Raw genomic sequence first — 18,840 nt, 5'->3', positions numbered from 1 at the left:
CGCGGATGTTGAGTGGCCTTGACATGTTCGCTCAATTGAAACAGTCATTGCGCACTCAACAGCAGATTACGATCTCCACCTCGCAGCATCCGAGGCTAGACCTCTGATTCCTTCAGACTAAAACCTTTGTGGCATCACACTCTCCACTCCGCAGTAAGGCTCAAGCCAATTCGGCTAAAGATGCCGGATTGAATCCCTTCAGATCTGCGTAATCTCCATTTTCCACTTTGGCGACCCAATCCTTGTCACTCAGCAGAACACGCCCTACAGCGATCAGATCAAACTCTTCGCGCTCCATGCGTTCGATGAGCCGATCCAGGCTCGCAGGGATTGATCCCTTTCCGGCGAAGGCGTGAGTAACATCATTATCCAGCCCAACCGAACCAACGCTGATGGTTGTGGCTCCAGTGACTTTCTTTGCCCAGCCCGCGCAGTTCAGTCCGGTCTCCCCGTCAATTTCGGGAAACTCAGGTTCCCAGAAGCGTCGCTGCGAGCAATGCAGAACATCAACACCAGCCTCAACCAACGGCAGCAGCCAGTCTTCCATTAATGCAGGGGTGTCGGCGAGGCGCACGCCAAAGTCCTGCTGCTTCCATTGGCTAACGCGCATGATGATAGGGAATTCGGACCCGACCGCATGACGAACGGCAGACACGATCTCAGCGGCAAAACGGGAGCGCTCTTTGATAGTCGGTCCGCCATAACGATCGGTGCGCTGATTGGTGCCGGCCCAGAAGAACTGATCGATCAAATAACCATGAGCCCCATGGATCTCAACGGTGTCGAAACCCAATCGTTTCGCATCCGCCGCTGCCTTGGCGAATGCAGCAACTGTGTCTGCAATATCCTCTTCGCTCATCGCCACACCGCGCGGGTCGTTTGGCGAGTCGAGGCCAGATGGGCTTTCAACTGGCGCATCAGGCTCCCAGCCGCTGACGTCACGCACTGCACCGGTGTGCCAGAGTTGCGGCCCCATCCGGCCACCCGCATTGTGAACAGAATCGATCACGTTCTTCCATCCGGCTAACGCTGCCTCACCGTGGAAAAAAGGAATGTTGGAACCATTACGTGAAGCGGGACGATCAACGACGGTGCCTTCCGACAAGATCAACCCGACCTGACCCTCTGCCCGCCGCCGGTAGTAAGCAGTGCTCCCTTCGCCGGGGATGCCCTGCGGCGAAAATTGCCTCGTCATCGGCGCCATGACAATCCGGTTTTTCAGTTCAAGCGACCGGATGGAAAAGGGACGAAATAAAATGCTGGTATCTAGGTTTGACATTGGATGGACTCCGTTTGCTTTTGGAAGCCATATAAGTATATTTTGTAAACCAAATGTCAATTAGGCACTTAGAGTCGCCTAGGTATACATGAGGAAACTTCGATGCTGGAATTAAAGCCGCAATGTTTTTCGTCGGAGTGCCCAAGCCGGGCGCTGTTCGACCAAATCGCAGACAAGTGGTCGATGATGGTTCTGGCGGTACTTGATGACGGGCCGCATCGCTTTAATGCCATCAGGCGCCGCCTGGAGGGCGTCACTCAGAAGGCACTGACACAGTGCCTGCGACGGTTGGAACGAAATGGTCTCGTCTCGCGCCAAATCATTTCGTTCTCGCCTGTGGCAGTGCAGTATGAGATCACCCCACTTGGTCGAACACTGCAGCAGCCATTTCGCGAATTGCATAAATGGACGCTCGACAAATTGCCTGAAGTTGAAGCGGCCCGGTCGAAGTTTGACGAGGCCGCGGAGGTAAACCTACCAACGCCACATTAAGTGCCTAATTGACGCTGGGTTTATCTGCAACCGCCTGATGAAGTTATTACTGTTCAAGCGATCGCAGAAGTCACGCTGCCAGGTATTGGGCGAGCGAAATACTCGTCACAATAACGATATGGGATAATTAATAAAAATCCGGTTTTCATCAAACTCATTGGTGCTGAAATCCCTGCGAACACTCGAATTGCGCCATCTAACGCTGAGATTTTTCAGCGCGCCGGACTGCACAACGTAGGCCAATTCCGATTCTCGGCCCCATTCCTTGCCATCTGTTATCGAACCTGTGTGGACATTATCACCGCTGATATATCGGTTCATTAATGTCAGTCCCGGGATACCGAGCACAACGAAATTAAAGTCATGGCGTACCTGCCATGAGCGCTCCTGAGCGTTATCAAAACTGGAGTTATAGCTATCGTTGGCCAAAGTTCCGCCACTGGTGCCGTTGACCCGCATCCACGCGCTGTCTCCGGTGAGTTTTTGCAAGCCCACGTAAAAGGTGTTGCCGCCGTATTTGGCCGAGAGCAGGGCGAAGGTGGTTTTGTTGTCGAGGTCGCCAGCCAGGGCTCTGCCATCTTCCTTGCCGTTGAAGAAACCGAGATTAGCCCCCAGGATCCAGTCGCCCACGGGCTGGCTATGGGTGAGGTTGATGTATTGTTGCTGGTAGATATCGGTCAATTCGGCGTACCACAGACCGACCTGGGTGCGCTTGTCGTTGAAGGTGTATTCGCCGCCGCCGAAGTTGAAGCGGTCGGAGGTGAACGCGGCTTTGCCGTTCATGAACATGTCTTCCATGCTCGCGTCGTTGCGTGGGCTGTTGCTGCGAAGTTGGCCACCATAGAGTGTCAGGCCGGCGATCTCGTTGGAGGTCACCTGACCGCCACGAAACGTCTGTGGCAGAGAACGACCATCGTCAGAGCGCAGGATCGGCAACACGGGCATCCATTCACCCACCTTCAATTCAGTCTTCGACAGCTTGGCTTTCAGCGCCACGCCCAGACGCCCAAAGTTTTCGGCGGGGCGGCCGTCATCGTGGATCGGCAACAGTTGGGTACCGCCGGTGCCTTTGCCACCATCAAGCTTTTGAGAATAAAGACCCAATACATCAACACCGAATCCTATCGGCCCAGCGGTATAACCAGAGCGAGCGTCAAGGATGAAGCTCTGTGTCCACTCCTCGGCTTTGTTCTGTGGTGCGGCGCTGTTGGGATAGGCAGGATTGATGAAGTTGCGATTGATATAAGCGTTGCGCAAATTGAGAGTTGCGGTAGCGCCATCGACAAAACCGCTATTTTGATCGGCTTGAACAGCCGCTGACGAACCCGCGCAAACCGCAAGAGTCAGACTGATCAGAGAGTGATGTGCGGGCACGCTGCGGGAAATAATAGGGTAGCGCATGATGTTTTCTCACAATGAGTTATTATTGTTTTTGTTGCGATTTTTAGCTCGCGAATCAACTTAGTCACAGGCAGCCCGAAGAGCTAATTACCGAGAAACTGCGGGAATCCCTTATCTGTCTTGTAACAGTCCGTTATTGAGCAACTTGATAATTGTTTAATATCACCTTAAGCAAAACCCGAGCGTGCGCAGACGCGAGCCTGACTCAATGCCGGTAATGGCACGCTCGTGGGGAATTGCGTAAGAACAACGACTGAAAGTTAAAACGTGCTCGAACGCTCGGCGATCAACCCGCACTCCCCGGCGTTTTGCAACGTGTGTATTCCAATTGATAAAGCGTGGTTTCTGGCCCCATCGATTGCCCCTCCAACAGCCGTTGCAGCTCAGCCACAAAAGACTCGCCGGCGATACGAACGTAGTCGGGCGCACAGCCTTCGATCATCACAATCCAGGCAGGTATTTGGGTCCCTTCGGCGCGGGCCTTTTTCTCTGCGGTTTCAACCCTGCTCACGGCCTCATCAGCCACACACAAATGCACGCCCGTAATACCCTGTTTATCAGCGAGGGGAGGAAGCACGCGTTGGCGCAATGCGTCCGACACTGATTTATGCTGCCCTTCGACGACATCGAAACGGACCGTTAACAAATACGCGCCCTGCCCCACACCGCTGGTGTAAGTGACCTCGCAAATGGATCGCGCGACGTTGCGATATGACTGCACCGACTGCTTTGTCCAAGCCGTCGGACTGTTGAGACGCGATAAATAATCCTGCCCGCCCAACACCTGCACAGTGTCAGCCTCATAGAGGTTGAAATAGGTCGGACCCGCATCCAGAGCGATGTATCGGCGCCCCCGTAAAAAGCCCGGAATTCCGGCCCGCTCAGGCATGTGTTCTCGGTTATGCCACTCATAGAACTCGTCCCGCGCTTCGGGCAAAAGATCATGCCAAATCGCGACTACACCTGTTCCTGCAAAGCTCATAGCGTTTTCCTCTAGCGATAGTCAGTCAACATTGGGATGGCGACCGGCGACCCATGCAGCGCCCATTTCAGCAACGTAAGGAACCACGGTCTGAAATTGCTCACCCAGCCCTTGGCCACCGACACGCATGGTGTCACCCGCCTTGAGAAAAACCGGTGGTTTCTGCCCGAGCCCTACACCTGGTGGAGTACCGGTAATGATGACGTCACCCGGCATTAGCGGCATGAAGCGACTGAGGTACGCGACAATATGTGCAACGCTGAAAATCATCGTACGGGTATTGCCGGTCTGGAGACGTTTGCCGTTCACGTCGAGCCAGAGGTCAATGGCCTGCGGGTCGGCAATTTCGTCACGGGTGACCAGCCAAGGTCCCAGTGGTGCGAAAGAAAAACCGCTTTTCCCCTTGGTCCACTGACCTTCGTACTCCAGCTGATAAGCCCGCTCGGAAACATCATTGGCCAGGCAATAACCGGCGATGTGATCCAAAGCCTGCGACTCATCAATCTGCCAGGCGGGCGTACCGATGACGATGGCCAGTTCGACTTCCCAATCAAGCTTCTGAGCCCCCGTTGGTAAAATGACCGGGTCATTGGGGCCGCTGATGGACGCGGTGTGTTTGTTGAAGACCACCGGCTGGCTCGGGATAGGTGTATCCGTTTCAGCCGCGTGATCGGAGTAGTTCAGGCCGATGCAAATCAGGTTCGGTACGTTGCCTACGCATGGACCAAGACGTGTGCCAGGCGCCACCACTGGCAGCTTTTCAACGTCAACAGCACGCAGTTTTTCAAGCACTGCAGGGCTCAGAGCCGACGCATCGATGTCATCGACAATGCCCGAGAGGTCTCGAACGATTCCTTGCGAATCCAAAACTCCCGGCTGTTCCTGCCCCGGCAAACCAAAACGAACTAAGCGCATTTGTTACTCCTCCAGCGTTGAGAAATGGACAGACAATGAGCCGGCTTCGCCGAACTGAACATGCAGTGGCTGGTTGACGGGCACATCGAGAACACCTGCATAGGACCCGGTGATAATCACCTGCCCTGCTTGCAGCCCTATCCCTTGTGTAGACAGAAAATTGGCCAGCCATACGATCGGCAACAACGGATTCCCGTCCGGATGGCGGCCCTTGATATTCAGAAGCTCAGCCGTTGCATCGCTCAGGGTGATATCCAGTTCAGAGGGCATGCTGGCAGTGTTCGACAGCGTGATTGGCGCCCCAAGTACCAGGCCGTGATTGAATAGACCGTCCGCGAGCAATTGCTCGAACGGCAGAGTGTGTGGATCGGCGTAACGGCAGTCGATCACTTCCAATGCCACGTGCACGTCGCTGATCGCTGCAGCGATCTGTTCAGCGGTATAAGGCTCCACACGTGCCGGCAAATCATGGGCCAGGACGCACGCCAATTCAGGCTCGATGCGCGCCTTTTCGGCGTCGGCGGCCAGTCGGTAACGTTCGCCCTTTACGATGCTGTCGCTGTAAATCGGGGCCACGATCCACTTGCCAGCCGGGGGTAATGCACACTTCCACCCCCCCACGGTTTTTCCAGCCAATGGCCCCACATGCTGCTGAATGGCAAAACCTTGTGCGAGGCTGCTTGGCAGGTTCGGGCCTGGCAAGGATGCCAGCCGAACACCCTCTAGCCGTGCACGGACCAGAGCGGCAGCGGCGACTTCCAACCCTGACCCCGCCTCGGTCCATGCAGGTGCGAGCTGGCTCATACGTTCTCCGTATGCACACTGTTCTGGCGCGGCCAAACCGTACCCAGCTTGTTGGCTGCATCTTCGAGCAGAGCATGCAATTGGTCATAACGTTCAGGCTGCATGCGCAAGACCGGGCCGGCGATACTCATCGTGCCAACCACAGTGCCAGATGGAACCAGCTTGACCGGTACGGCGATCGCCCAGACACCCGCCTCGGCTTCTTCAATGACCAAGCCATACCCGCGCTTGCGCGTCAGCGCCAGCTCGGCCAACAAGCCTTCGATGCTGCTGATCGCTTTCGGCCCCTGCCCCATCCCGGCATCAGTTTTCCCCAGGCCGCTACGCAGCGCATGCTCAATGGCCAGCTCATCCGGCATTGAGGCCAGCCAGGCTTTGCCATTGGCGGTGGCGTAGAGATTGATCGGCTTATCCATGGCTGGCGAATACATAAGCCCTGGCGCAGCGCCTTGGGCCGAAGACAGCCAAGACAAGGTGCCCTCGTTGACCACCGTCAGGCGCACCAACTCTTGGCACTGAACAGCCACTTGCTCAAGGATCGGCTGGACCAACTCAGGCAAACCAATTCCATGCAAATAGCGCTGCCCCAACAGCGCCAGCTTCAGCGTCAAGCGGTATTGCGAGGTGGCTTCATCCTGTTCTGCCCACCCTTGCTCGACTAACTGAGCAAGCACTCGATGAGCAGGCCCCTTTTCCAAGCTCAGCTCGGCTGCGATATCGGACATCCGCATCCAGCGAGCTTCACGTGCCAGCAGCTCAATAGCCTCCAGGCAACGGTCAACAGCACCTTTGACGACTCTCATATTTTTCTCGACTTATCTTTGACAATGAGGTGAATGTGAGCAACATTGTTCGTACTGGAACGACGTTCCAATAGTATGCAGGCGTCACCCGATAAGTCAAACCTGCTTGTACCTGGTTCGCCTTATCGAGACAGGGCTAGCCATGCAACCGGGTCTCCAGAAGGTGGGAGACGCCTGGCGGATATAAAAAACCGGACCCTTCGGATTCGGCTCTTTATCAATAGACGTGCACCCGTGTTTGTTCAATCGTTGCGGGAGAATACCCAATGCAGCTCACCCACCTGCCTTACCTACAGCAGCCCGCGGGCAGCAAGATTGTGCATCATCGCTCGCAAGCCGAAAGTCCAGGGCGCAGCCTCATGGCTGTAGGTGACTGTGTTGCGCAACGTGCCCAGCAACGGGCTCCCAATGCTGACCTCATCACCCTGCTTATGCGTAAAGCCGCTTCCCGGTGCCTCACGATCCTGGGTAGGCGCAAACAAGGTTCCGAGAAAAAGCATGAAGCCATCAGGGTATTGGTGATCACCGCCGACCGTCTGGGCCACGAGATCCAACGGATCACGGCTGATCAACGCCATGGAACTGCTGCCTTCAAGAATGAAGCCGTCGTCGCCCTGAACCTGCAAATCCACGACGCAGTTGCGCACGTCGTCGAGGGTAAACGTTTCATCGAACAGACGAATAAATGGGCCGATCGCACAGGACGCATTGTTGTCCTTGGCCTTGCTCAGCAGCAGTGCGCTGCGGCCTTCGAAATCACGCAAATTGACGTCATTGCCCAAGGTGACGCCATGCACTTGGCCTCGGCTGTTCACCGCCAGCACAATTTCCGGCTCTGGGTTGTTCCATTCAGACTTGTGATGGATGCCGATTTCGCTGCCACTGCCCACGGCGGCCAGAACCGGTGCCTTCGTGAAAATCTCCGCGTCCGGGCCGATACCGACCTCCAGGTATTGCGACCACATGCCTTGCTTGATCAGCACAGCCTTAAGGCGCATCGCTGCTGGCGAGCCCGGCTTGATTGCCCGCAAGTTATCGCCGATGGCTTCATGCACCAAGCGGCGAACACTTTCCGCTTTTGCAGCATCGCCTCGGGCCTGCTCCTCGATTACCCGCTCAATCATGCTGGAAGCGAACGTCACCCCGGCTGCCTTGATGACTTGCAAATCTGCTGGGGGCAACAGCGATGCCTTGTCGGGATCGGCATGGCTGCCAGTGTTTCCAAGCAATTCCTCGACAGTCCCGACGTACCTGCCAGACGCCTGACGAACCGCCAACATCGGCGAGGTGTGTTCCAACAGTTCGCTCATTGTCGAAAAGACTTCAGAAAGATCAAACACACCGTCATCGCGCAGCACCACTGGCGAGGGGCCTGCAACCGCACCCGGGATCCAGGCGCGGCCGATCAGCGTTCCGGCCAGGCCATCCACTGGCAGGGTGTTTTCGCGCGTCAGTTTCAGATTCGACATAGAGCTTCCAGATCAGTCAGCCATCAGAGCCGTAAAAGTAATGGACCTCCCCCGTAAATCCCAATGAAAGAATCTCACCGATCAATGCTGTTTTGTTATCGACAGACAAGGCCTTATCCGATGGAAAACGATCAAATTACTTTTGGCAGTGTTACCCGATGGCTGAAGATCAAACATTTGGTACTGGTCAATAGCCTGGCCAAGACCCGCAATATGCACACGACCGCAGAACAGATGAATGTTACCCAACCGGCCATCAGTAAATTGCTTCGCGATCTGGAAGTACTCCTGGGTTTCCCACTGTTTGAACGTCAAACCCGCAGCCTGGTGCTTACTGAACTAGGAGAGTTCGTAGCCCGTTATGCGCGTATTACCTTGGAAGACACGGAGTCGTTCGTCGACCAGGTCAACAAACTGCGAAAAGGCGGGCATGGTCATTTAAAAGTCGGCACCATTTTCGCCGCGACATCAGTGGTACTGCCTGAAGCCATCGCCAGCATAAAACGGGAGCGCCCTCTCCTTTCTATCGAGGTGATCGAACAAACCAGCAACCACCTGCTGGAAATGCTCGAACAAAAAAAACTCGATTTGATCATTGCACGCTTCACGGATGAGGCTTGTCAGCCTTTCGAATTTACGTCGCTGGGACCTGAACCCTTTTGTCTCGTCGCGAACAGCACACATCCTCTGTGCCAACTTGAAGAGGTCCCCATCGAAGCACTCAGCGAATGGCCATGGGTCATGTATCCCTTTAATACGCCGATCCGACAACGCATGGAGCGCGCTTTCGCGATGTTCAAGATCGCCCCGCCAACCAACACGGTGGAGACAATATCGATGCAAACCTTCCTGCAGTTGCTGCAGTCTGGGCCAATGCTCGCCATGCTCCCCGAGTCCATGGTCCAGTCGCAACTGCAAAATGGGCAGCTTCAAATCCTCAATACGCCCTTCAAAGTCGAATCTCAGGACTACGGGGTTATCACTCGCAAGGATGAACCCCTCTCAGAGCCGACGCGGAGGTTTATTGCGACCTTATTATCGTTCGCCAGACAGCGGCAAACGGCTACAGAGGAGAAGCAAAGCAGCCAACTCAGAAAAAGTCGATGAGGCAAAGTTATCGAGCAATCGAAAGCTCTCATTAGGCAGCCATTTCTATGAATCCTATAGTGCCAGCACAAAAGTGCGGCGCTATTAGCGACCGCGCACCACCCAGCAGCCCATGAGGATGCGATGGAACTGATCATGAAAACCGGCGCAGCAGCTGTGCTGCGTTTGAACCCGCTGGACGATGTGCTTATCGCACGTCGACCGCTACTCGCTGGCGAAATCCTTGAGCAAGAAGGCGTGACTATCCGGCAAGCGATTGTGCCGGGCCATAAAGTTGCCTCCCGACATATCGAAGCCGGTCAACCGGTGAGGCGCTATGGGCAAATCATTGGTTTTGCTGTTGTCGACATTGAAGCAGGCGAGCATATCCATGTGCACAACCTGGCTATGGGGGAATTCACTCGCGATTATGCTTTCAGCGTCGATGCGAAGCCCAACGTCAAGCCGAGTGAAGCCCCATCGTTCATGGGTATCGTACGCCCGGATGGACGCGTCGCGACGCGCAACTACATTGGCATTCTGACTTCAGTGAATTGCTCTGCCACAGTCGCCCGCGCCATCGCAGACCATTTTCGTCGGGACATCAATCCCGCTGCACTGCAAGCGTATCCAAACGTCGACGGTGTTGTTGCTCTGACTCATTCTGCCGGCTGCGCCGTTGATCCTGCGGGCGACGGTTTGAGCATGTTGCGCCGGACATTGGCCGGATATGCGACCCACGCCAACTTTGCGTCCGTGTTGGTGATCGGTTTGGGTTGCGAGACGAACCAAATCGATTCATTACTCATGACGCAAGGACTAACCCGTAGTAATACACTGCGCACATTCAATATCCAGGACAGTGGCGGTACATCCAAGGCCATCGCCAGTGGCATTGACCACGTGAAGGAATTGCTTGGCGAGGCCAATCAGATTCAGCGTGAACCGGTCAGCGCTCGCCATCTGACTGTCGGGCTTCAGTGCGGTGGCTCTGATGGCTATTCCGGTATTACCGCCAACCCTGCACTGGGCAATGCGGTGGATCGCCTGGTCGCCTGCGGCGGTACCGCGATTCTTTCTGAAACCCCTGAAATATACGGTGCCGAACACTTGCTGACACGACGGGCTGTCAGCCGTGAGGTCGGCGAAAAACTGATCGCTCGAATTCATTGGTGGGAACGCTACTGCGAGCGTATGGGGGCCGAATTAAACAATAACCCCTCTGCCGGCAATAAGGCAGGTGGCTTGACCACCATTCTGGAAAAGTCGCTGGGCGCTGTGGCAAAGGCTGGCTCGAGCAACCTGATGGATGTCTACGAATATGCCCAGGCCGTCACTGCCAACGGGCTGGTTTTCATGGACACCCCTGGCTATGACCCCGTCTCCGCAACCGGCCAAGTCGCCGGTGGTGCCAACCTGATTGCGTTTACCACCGGGCGCGGATCGGCCTATGGCTGTGCCCCTGCCCCATCAATCAAGCTGGCGACTAATAGCGCCTTGTGGGCTCGTCAGCGAGAAGACATGGACATCAACTGCGGCGAAATTGCCGAAGACACTTTGACCATCGAGGCGTGCGGTGCAGCAATCTTTGAAACCATCCTGCGCATTGCCTCGGGCGAGCGCAGCATGAGCGAACAACACGGATACGGACAAAATGAGTTCGTGCCTTGGCAGATCGGCGCCGTCACCTGATTTTCAGTCCTGGGAATGCCTTGCCCAGCTATCTCTTGCACATTCAACCTGGAGACAACGATGTCCCTCATCACCGGCCAGAATTTTATCGGCGGTCAGCGCAGCGCCGCCGGCACTATCATCGTCAAGAGTGTGGATGCCAGCACGGGGGAAACCCTACCCTATGCCTTCCACCAGGCGACCGCGCAAGAAATCGAGGACGCGGCTCATGCCGCCTACAATGCTTTTTCCAGCTACCGCATCCTGAGCGCGAGCAAACGGGCTGAGTTTCTCGATGCTATTGCTGAAGAGCTAGAGGCTTTGGACGATGAGTTTATTGCCCTGGTTTGCCGTGAAACAGCATTGCCTGTAGCTCGCATCCAGGGCGAACGCGCACGTACCAGCGGTCAAATGCGCCTGTTTGCAAACGTACTGCGGCGCGGTGATTTCTATGGCGCTCGCATCGACCAAGCGTTACCACTTCGCAAACCGTTACCGCGCCCTGACCTTCGCCAGTACCGCACCGCCATCGGTCCGGTTGCTGTGTTTGGTGCCAGTAATTTCCCGTTGGCTTTCTCCACGGCCGGCGGCGATACCGCCTCCGCGCTCGCGGCGGGTTGTCCGGTGATATTTAAAGCCCACAGCGGCCACATGGCGACTGCAGAACAGGTCGCCAACGCGATTATCCGGGCGGCCGAGCGCAGTGGCATGCCTGCCGGTGTCTTCAACATGATTTATGGCAGTGGCGTAGGTGAAGCCTTGGTAAAACACCCGCTCATCAAGGGCGTTGGTTTTACCGGCTCGCTCAAAGGCGGTCGGGCATTGTGCGACATGGCCGCCGCTCGTCCCGAGCCCATTCCAGTCTTCGCCGAGATGTCGAGCATCAACCCGGTAGTGATCCTTCCCCAGGCCCTCTCGCGTCGGGCCGACAGTATCGCTCACGATCTTGCCGCCTCGGTGGTTCAGGGTTGTGGGCAGTTTTGCACCAATCCCGGACTGGTGGTTGGCATTCGCTCGGATGCATTCAGTGCCTTTCAGAATAGAGTGGCGGCGTTAATAAACGACCAACCGGCACAAACAATGCTCAACGCAGGCACCCTGCGCAGCTATGCGGTTGGATTGCAGAACCTGCACGCGCACCCCGGCATCGTGCACCTGGCTGGCAGCAACCAACAGGGGCACCAGGCCCAGCCACAGTTGTTTAAGGCCGACGTAGAGTTGCTGCTTAACGGCGACAAGGTTCTTCAAGAAGAAATCTTCGGCCCCACATCTATCTTCATCGAGGTCACTGACCAGGCGCAGCTCAACGCCGCCATCAATGCCCTTCACGGACAGTTGACCGCAACCTTGATTGGTGAGCCAGAAGACCTTACGCAATTCGCAGAGTTGACTGCTTTGTTGGAGGTGAAGGTTGGTCGCATCCTTATCAATGGCTACCCAACGGGTGTCGAGGTTTGCGATTCAATGGTGCACGGCGGCCCTTATCCTGCGACTTCCGATAGTCGGGGTACCTCGGTCGGCACCTTGGCCATCGACCGCTTCCTGAGACCCGTCTGCTTCCAAAATTACCCCGATGCATTGCTTCCCGATGTGCTCAAGAACGCGAATCCGTTGAACATTTCGAGGCTCGTCGACGGTCATCTCTCGAGAGATAGTTTGTAGGTTGGCGAGCGTGCAAGGCGGCATGTAGACGGATTGATTAAGGCGCGCGGGCTAGCGCGCCTTAAGGTCACCCTGCTCCTCTTACACCCTATTCGCTCAATTGCACGAGCGGGCTTTAGCGTTCTCGCTCGGCTTGGCGAGGACGCCCTCGACACTTCACAAATGACCTGCGTCCCCTTGATCGACCAAGGAACGACTCCCCTTGACAGGGCGGTAATTTCGGTAACAGAATTACTGATGGAACGTAGTTACAATAACAACAATTGAGAAACCGGAGACACGTTATGAATCAGAGCATACCGATCGACGCTCATTCCAAAGGCCAGTCAAAGAAAGCCGCAGCTAGCGGTTGGATCGGCTCAGCGCTGGAGTATTACGACTTCTTTATCTATGCGACCGCGGCGGCCTTGCTGTTTCCACAGCTCTTTTTTCCATCTGATAACCCAGCGGTCGGCATCATTGCCTCTCTGGCCAGCTTTGGTGTGGGCTATATCGCCCGGCCGATAGGTGCTGTTGTCCTAGGGCATTTGGGTGATCGCCACGGCCGTAAAACGGTTCTGGTTTACTGCATGTTCCTGATGGGCTTCTCGACGATGTGTATCGGACTTCTGCCAACGTACCAGCAGATCGGGATCTGGGCGCCGGTGCTGCTTGTGACGTTGCGCCTGATTCAGGGTTTTGCGGTGGCCGGGGAGATCTCCTGCGCCAGTTCCATGATTCTCGAACACGCCCCGTCCGGTCGCCGTGGTTACTTCGCGAGCTTTACTCTCCAAGGGGTTCAGGCCGGGCAGTTGCTCGCGGCGGCAGTTTTCTTGCCTCTCGCTCATTTCATGCCTGCGGATCAGTTCGCTTCCTGGGGTTGGCGGATTCCGTTCCTGCTCAGCGTCGTCGTCGTAATCATGGGATATATCATTCGCCGCCAGGTCGATGAGACACCCGCATTTGCCGAGCAAAAAAAGCAAGGCGAAGAAGCTACTGTTCTGCCAGTCGTCGAAGTCATCCGGCAGAGCTGGGGTGATCTCTTGCGCGTGATCTGCATGGCACTTGCCGCGGTGATCGCCATTGTCGCCTCGGTATTCGGCGCCACTTATGCGGTCCAACCGGCCTATGGAATCGGTTTCCCTGCAGGCGTCTATTTGTGGATTCCTCTGCTGGGTAACATGTGCGCGGTGATCCTGATCCCCTTGGTTGGTAACCTCTCAGACAAAATCGGCCGTAGGCCCCCACTCATTGTTGGCGTGTTCTGCGCAGGGCTACTCTCGTACGCCTATCTGTACGCTATCAGCATCCATAACCTATGGCTTTCTCTGGTTCTGTCCGTACTCATGTGGGGCGTCGCCTATCAGGGTTACAACGCTATATTTCCAAGCCTCTTTCCCGAATTGTTCCGTACTCGGGTGCGTGTAACTGGCATGGCCATCGGACAGAACATCGGAACCGCAATGACTGCGTTTCTTCCGGCACTTTTCGTCACTGTTGCGCCCCCAGGCTCCGACAACATCCCACTGAAAATCGGTTCTCTAACATTAGGTATCTGTGTTGTCGCTGTGATCGCGGCGCTCACTACACGTGAAACATACCGGATTCGGCTTGAGGATCTTGGCAAGCGCGGCGCGGTGCCTATCGCCAAGGATGAATATGATCGTATGCGGGCCGCAGCGATGTCGGAGGCGCCCAAGACAGGCGCGCCAAAAGACTTGGCTAGCCAAGCGCACTCCTAACGACTCCGGCGATCATGTTGGGGCGACATTAGGTTTTCGCCCCCCCTACAGGTTGGACGAGCAGAGCAGCGTCATAGGTCAGGTGATTACCCATGCCTAATCGCCGACGCTGTAGATTCCCTAAAACCGAGCAAGTCTGCTCCCCCTGCCATCATCAAATATCAGGCAACCATGGCCCCACATATCACAGGAACAACTCGGCTTTATGGATTGGTCGGCCATCCGCTGGCGGCTGCCAAGTCTCCGCAATTATTCAACCGACTCTTTATAGAACAGCAGGCAGACGCGGTTTGTGTTCCATTGGAGGTCAAGGCCGATGACCTGCCCTCGTTCGTGACGGGTGCCAGGGCACTGAACAATCTCGCTGGCATCCTGGTCACCATGCCTCACAAGCAAAGGATGCTGGATGTTGTCGACGAACTTCATCCGACTGCGCGTCAAGTCGGCGCAATCAACGTCATTCGTTGCGAGACAGACGGACGCTGGGTCGGCGCTGTATTCGATGGCCTCGGCTGTGTGCTTGGCATGCAATGGGAAGGCTACTATCCAGCGAACAAAAACGTTCTTTTGGTCGGCGCTGGAGGCGCAGGCAGAGCGATCGCATTTGCCGTCGCGTCGGCGGGCGCCCGATCCCTCACTATCTCCGATGTCGACGAACACCGAGCCGAGGAACTGGCGAAATCAGTTGCTGCCGAAACAGGTTGCATCACGCAGTCCGGCCCACCGGATCCACATGACTATGAAATCGTGATCAATGCCACGCCGCTTGGCATGAGCAAAAATGATCCTATGCCTGTGGACCCCGACCGGCTCCAGCCCGGCACCCTCGTCGTGGATATCATCAACTCGCCGGACTCGACACCGCTTTGCGATGCTGCGCGTAAACGAGGTTGTCGTACCCAGGACGGGGGCCCCATGCACAAAGGTCAGGCGCTGCTTGCACTGCGCTTCCTTGGGTTCGATTACCACCCCGATAACGTAACAGCACCGCGCCAGGAGTGAGTACATATGAAAGTTGCGTTACTGGAAGTCAGCCATTGGCATGTCCCACTGTATCTGAATGCGCTTGAGACCCATGGGGTCCAAGTGGTGGCCGTGTCGGATTCAGAGCACGTGAAGGGCACGGCCATTGCCGAGCGATTCAAATGCCCTTTGTATAGCTCCTCCTATGAATTGCTTGAGCGCGAGGAGGTCGATTTTGCTTTCGTGTTCGGCAGGCATTCGCAAATGCCGTCGCTGGCAGAGGCCGTGATCGCACGAAACATCCCTTTCGCCCTGGAAAAGCCCTGCGGCATCAACATGGCGCAGGTCACACGGCTGCGTGAGCTGGCCGAGCAAGCCAATCTCTACTGTGCTGTGCCGCTGATCTTCCGCATGAGTGAACTGCTTAGTGCTCTGCAAGATGCTGAGGGACACTTGGCCACGGACTTCAACTACATGTCTTTCCGTTTCATCGTAGGTCCGCCCGCTCGTTATGAAACGGCAGGCTCAGGCTGGGCCATCGATCCCGTTTTTTCAGGAGGCGGATCGACGATCAACGTGGCGACGCATTTTATCGATCTCTTCAGACTGCTGACCGGTAAGGAGGTCTCGCGAGTCTCAGCCGTCATGAATTCGCTCACGCATCGGGGTGCCGTCGAAGACTATTCGTTATTGACCCTGCAGACTGAAGATGGAGTGATCGGAGTTGTGGAAACGGGATACAGTTTTCCGAGTACCGCCGACGAACAGCGCGAGTTCTCTTTCACCCTTTCATCTGATCACATGTATGCCAAATCCGGTCCCGACCGAATCGAAATAAGGGATCGACAAAACCTTGCGGCCGGCACTCGAAGCCGCCGACTGCAACTGGACACAGACGTCTATTACCCACTGTTCGTCAAGCAAGTACTTACTGAATGTCGTAACGGCGCCAAGCCAATTGCCTCATTGCGCGACGCCGAGGCCATCATGCAGGTCATGGACGCCGCCTACGCTTCAGCTCGGCAAGGAGGTACGCTTTTGACGCTTACGCCGACGTCTGAATGATTCGAGCCGCCGAGCTGAATCCGACACCTAGACAGCTAACAATTGCGACTTGCGCCGGTCTCTGTCTGGATTGAGGTGATTGGGTCGCTTAATTAGTCGAGCCGTCCACCATTCTCCCGTGCGTGCTTGATGTCTCTCGAGGGTGGGGCTCCGAAACGCCGGGCATATTCGCGACTGAATTGAGCGACACTTTCATAGCCTACCCGCAAGGCGGCCGTGTTCACATCGACCCTATCGGTCAACATCAGGCTGCGCGCGGCTTGCAGCCGTAACGACTTTTGATATTGAACGGGGCTGGTGCCTGTCAGCTTGCGAAAGTTGTGATGCAGAGTAGAGCTGGCCATGCCCGATCGTTCGGCGAGATCGGCCACGTGCAGCGGTTTGTCGTAATGATGTTTCAACCATTCAATGGCTCTCACGATACCCTTGTCTCGGTAACCATCGCGAGTGACGCTGCGCAGCCACTGGCCCGCTCCACTGAGCAGCAGCCGAACGCATATCTCCCGCTTGATAAGGTCCGACATCAAGCCTGCCTCAAGCGGCCGTTCGATCAGCGTGGCGAGTCGGGTGAACGCGTCGAGCATCTCACTCGACGCCGCACCAGATGCGAAGCCTCGTGCTTCAGAAGCCATTTCCTGCCTTGGTGGTTCCAAGGTCTGGATCACCTCATTGAGCATGGCAAGATCGAGCTTCAACACAACTGATAGATAAGGGGTTTGCTCGTTAGCCGCGGTAACGCGAGCCAATGTGGGTATATCCACCGAAGTGACGAAGAACGCCCCCTGCCCGAACTCACAGGCTTGCTCACCAAACGTGATCTCCTTCGCACCCTGAAGAATGATGGCTACGCAAGGCTCATAAATGCAGTATGTGGGCGTACCTAGCTCGGCCATTCGATAAAAGGTCAGGCCTGGAATCGATGTTGTGCAGACCTCGTTCAAACCAATCTGCATGGTGACTTTTTCGATAAGCCGTCTGAGTGCCTGGAGGCGTTCGTTGGGCTGAGCGGGTTCGCTCAAGGTCAGGGAATGCACATGGCCGAAACCGAACTGCGAGAAGGAACCGCTCGTCATCACATGCGCCCCTATTTACGGAATGTTCGAGTTTGCTGAGAGTGCGTGACCAGCACAAGTGCATCGGCAGGATTGTGCAAAAGATACGGCGCATTAGGGTCACCCGACCAACCCTCGTTGTTCTAGTTTCCAATCTGAAGACCGGCTTCGATGAGCCCGTAGACCCTCAGTCGTGAAAGGAAAGTTGGATGGACAGACGAGATTTTCTTACCTATTCGGCGGCGGGTGCTGTTGCAGCCGCTTTGCTGCCGGTATCGAGTGTCGCAAGTTCGCTGGCTACAGCCGCAGCGCCCTCTTCGTTGACCGAGCGCGGAAGCGTGATGCGTACGCAAGGGCAGCTCGTGCGCGCAGACCTGCCCCTCAATTCACCCTCGCATACCATGAGATACATGACGCCTCAACGCTTTGGTATGGGCGGGACGCAGATTGGCAATATCTTTGCGCCGATCAGCGACGAGCAGGCGGCTTTGGTTCTGCAGGCTGCTTGGGGTGCGGGTGTAAGGCTTTACGACACGTCGCCGTTCTACGGGTTTGGCTTGAGTGAATATCGTCTAGGCCGCTTCCTGCACGGCAAAAATCCAGACGACTATGTGGTCTCCACCAAGGTCGGCCGGGTATTGACGGCCGCTGGTGGCCTGCGTGCGGACCATGCCATCTGGAAGTCGCCGGCGCCCTTCAACTATCGATATGACTACACCGCAGCAGGCACGCGTCGCTCCGTGGAAGACAGCCTGCAGCGTCTGGGGTTACCCCGTATCGATATCGTCTTTATCCATGACCTCTCGCCAGATAACACCGAGCTGGAAGGCGGATGGGAAGCGGCGTATCGAATTGCGCGCACAGGGGCGATGGTTGAGCTTGAAAAGATGCGTGATGAAGGGCTCATCAAGGCATGGGGCTTCGGAGTCAATACGCCGAACGCCGTGGTTCAGGCGCTGACCAGTAATGACCCGACGCCCGACATCGTGTTGCTTGCCTGTCAGTATTCCCTCCTCGACCACAGCGATGCGTTGCGCAACACCTTTCCGGCATTGAGAAGCAAGGGCACCAGTGTCGTGGTTGGAACACCCCTGAATGATGGATTTCTGGGAGGGCGCAGCCGATATAACTTCAGCCTGGATCTACCTGCCGGAGCGGTAGAAAAGCGCGCGCGAATCATGGCGGTTGCCAGCCGACATGGCATCGACATTCATACTGCCGCCTTGCAGTTCGCAGCAGCACATCCGCAAGTGTCCGCGATTATTCCGGGGGCGCGTTCGCCGGGGCAGATAGTTTCCAATGTACAAGCGATGAAGGTCGGTATTCCGTCAGCCTTTTGGGAGGAGCTCAAGAGCCAGAGCTTGATCGATGCTCAAGCACCGGTTCCTTCCTGAGGAGGGTCCAGGCCCGTGCTACCTGCTGGATAAGAACACTAGCCTGAGGTCGTAACAAATGAAGATACGAACATGTCTCAT

At 56.0% G+C, this 18,840-nt stretch carries 16 protein-coding genes; 8 read left to right on the top strand and 8 right to left on the bottom strand.

The features are described from left to right. Positions 1–160: 160 nt before the first annotated feature. Entirely contained in the window at positions 161–1,279 is a 1,119-nt protein-coding gene (locus ACCC96_RS16670; protein WP_019579029.1) for an NADH:flavin oxidoreductase, read from the bottom strand. Between the two features lie 102 nt (positions 1,280–1,381). Here ACCC96_RS16670 and ACCC96_RS16665 point away from each other — a divergent pair, with 102 nt between their 5' ends. Continuing rightward, positions 1,382–1,771, top strand: coding sequence for a winged helix-turn-helix transcriptional regulator (locus ACCC96_RS16665; RefSeq protein WP_413696355.1), 390 nt, complete (start codon positions 1,382–1,384; stop codon positions 1,769–1,771). A 105-nt stretch (positions 1,772–1,876) separates the two neighbouring features. Here ACCC96_RS16665 and ACCC96_RS16660 read toward each other — a convergent pair whose 3' ends face one another. The 6 genes from ACCC96_RS16660 to ACCC96_RS16635 form a co-directional block, all read right to left on the bottom strand. Continuing rightward, positions 1,877–3,172 carry an OprD family porin gene (locus tag ACCC96_RS16660; protein WP_413696354.1) on the bottom strand — a complete coding sequence of 432 codons (1,296 nt, stop codon included), beginning with the start codon at positions 3,170–3,172 and terminating at the stop codon, positions 1,877–1,879. A gap of 286 nt (positions 3,173–3,458) precedes the next feature. Continuing rightward, positions 3,459–4,154, bottom strand: a complete 696-nt coding sequence (locus ACCC96_RS16655) for a hypothetical protein (RefSeq protein WP_413696353.1) — start codon at positions 4,152–4,154, stop codon at positions 3,459–3,461. A 21-nt stretch (positions 4,155–4,175) separates the two neighbouring features. Next, positions 4,176–5,069, bottom strand: a complete 894-nt coding sequence (locus tag ACCC96_RS16650) for a fumarylacetoacetate hydrolase family protein (protein WP_111455237.1) — start codon at positions 5,067–5,069, stop codon at positions 4,176–4,178. 3 nt (positions 5,070–5,072) lie between these two features. Continuing rightward, positions 5,073–5,873: a 2-keto-4-pentenoate hydratase gene (locus ACCC96_RS16645; RefSeq protein WP_413696352.1), complete on the bottom strand. Its 801-nt coding sequence runs from the start codon at positions 5,871–5,873 to the stop codon at positions 5,073–5,075. Then, positions 5,870–6,676 (bottom strand): IclR family transcriptional regulator, encoded by an 807-nt coding sequence (locus ACCC96_RS16640; RefSeq protein WP_413696351.1) that lies wholly within the window; start codon positions 6,674–6,676, stop codon positions 5,870–5,872. The genes ACCC96_RS16645 and ACCC96_RS16640 overlap by 4 nt, the downstream gene beginning before the upstream one ends. A 290-nt stretch (positions 6,677–6,966) precedes the next feature. Further along, a complete protein-coding gene (locus tag ACCC96_RS16635) occupies positions 6,967–8,145 on the bottom strand; it encodes a fumarylacetoacetate hydrolase family protein (RefSeq protein ID WP_413696350.1) in 1,179 nt (392 codons plus the stop codon). 120 nt (positions 8,146–8,265) lie between these two features. Here ACCC96_RS16635 and ACCC96_RS16630 point away from each other — a divergent pair, with 120 nt between their 5' ends. The 6 genes from ACCC96_RS16630 to ACCC96_RS16605 all read left to right on the top strand — a co-directional run bounded on the left by ACCC96_RS16630 (position 8,266) and on the right by ACCC96_RS16605 (position 16,313). Next, a complete protein-coding gene (locus tag ACCC96_RS16630) occupies positions 8,266–9,252 on the top strand; it encodes a LysR family transcriptional regulator (protein WP_413696349.1) in 987 nt (328 codons plus the stop codon). Positions 9,253–9,375: 123 nt separating this feature from the next. Next, a complete protein-coding gene (locus ACCC96_RS16625) occupies positions 9,376–10,923 on the top strand; it encodes a UxaA family hydrolase (protein WP_413696348.1) in 1,548 nt (515 codons plus the stop codon). Between the two features lie 60 nt (positions 10,924–10,983). Next, positions 10,984–12,564: an aldehyde dehydrogenase (NADP(+)) gene (locus ACCC96_RS16620; protein WP_413696347.1), complete on the top strand. Its 1,581-nt coding sequence runs from the start codon at positions 10,984–10,986 to the stop codon at positions 12,562–12,564. Between the two features lie 284 nt (positions 12,565–12,848). Next, positions 12,849–14,285, top strand: coding sequence for an MFS transporter (locus ACCC96_RS16615; RefSeq protein ID WP_413696346.1), 1,437 nt, complete (start codon positions 12,849–12,851; stop codon positions 14,283–14,285). Between the two features lie 171 nt (positions 14,286–14,456). Continuing rightward, positions 14,457–15,287, top strand: a complete 831-nt coding sequence (locus ACCC96_RS16610; protein ID WP_413696345.1) for a shikimate dehydrogenase family protein — start codon at positions 14,457–14,459, stop codon at positions 15,285–15,287. A 6-nt stretch (positions 15,288–15,293) separates the two neighbouring features. Beyond that, entirely contained in the window at positions 15,294–16,313 is a 1,020-nt protein-coding gene (locus tag ACCC96_RS16605; protein ID WP_413696344.1) for a Gfo/Idh/MocA family protein, read from the top strand. Positions 16,314–16,405: 92 nt separating this feature from the next. Here the strand turns inward: ACCC96_RS16605 and ACCC96_RS16600 are convergent, their stop codons facing one another. Then, positions 16,406–17,386 (bottom strand): AraC family transcriptional regulator N-terminal domain-containing protein, encoded by a 981-nt coding sequence (locus ACCC96_RS16600; RefSeq protein WP_413696343.1) that lies wholly within the window; start codon positions 17,384–17,386, stop codon positions 16,406–16,408. Between the two features lie 188 nt (positions 17,387–17,574). Here ACCC96_RS16600 and ACCC96_RS16595 point away from each other — a divergent pair, with 188 nt between their 5' ends. Then, positions 17,575–18,759 (top strand): aldo/keto reductase, encoded by a 1,185-nt coding sequence (locus ACCC96_RS16595; protein WP_413696342.1) that lies wholly within the window; start codon positions 17,575–17,577, stop codon positions 18,757–18,759. Positions 18,760–18,840: the final 81 nt, after the last annotated feature.

Origin of the sequence: Pseudomonas sp. Pseusp11 (genome assembly GCF_047304405.1) — a bacterium.
Taxonomy (GTDB): Bacteria; Pseudomonadota; Gammaproteobacteria; order Pseudomonadales; family Pseudomonadaceae; genus Aquipseudomonas.
Note: the sequence above shows the minus strand (reverse complement) of the source record. Positions and strands in the feature narration are given on the sequence as shown.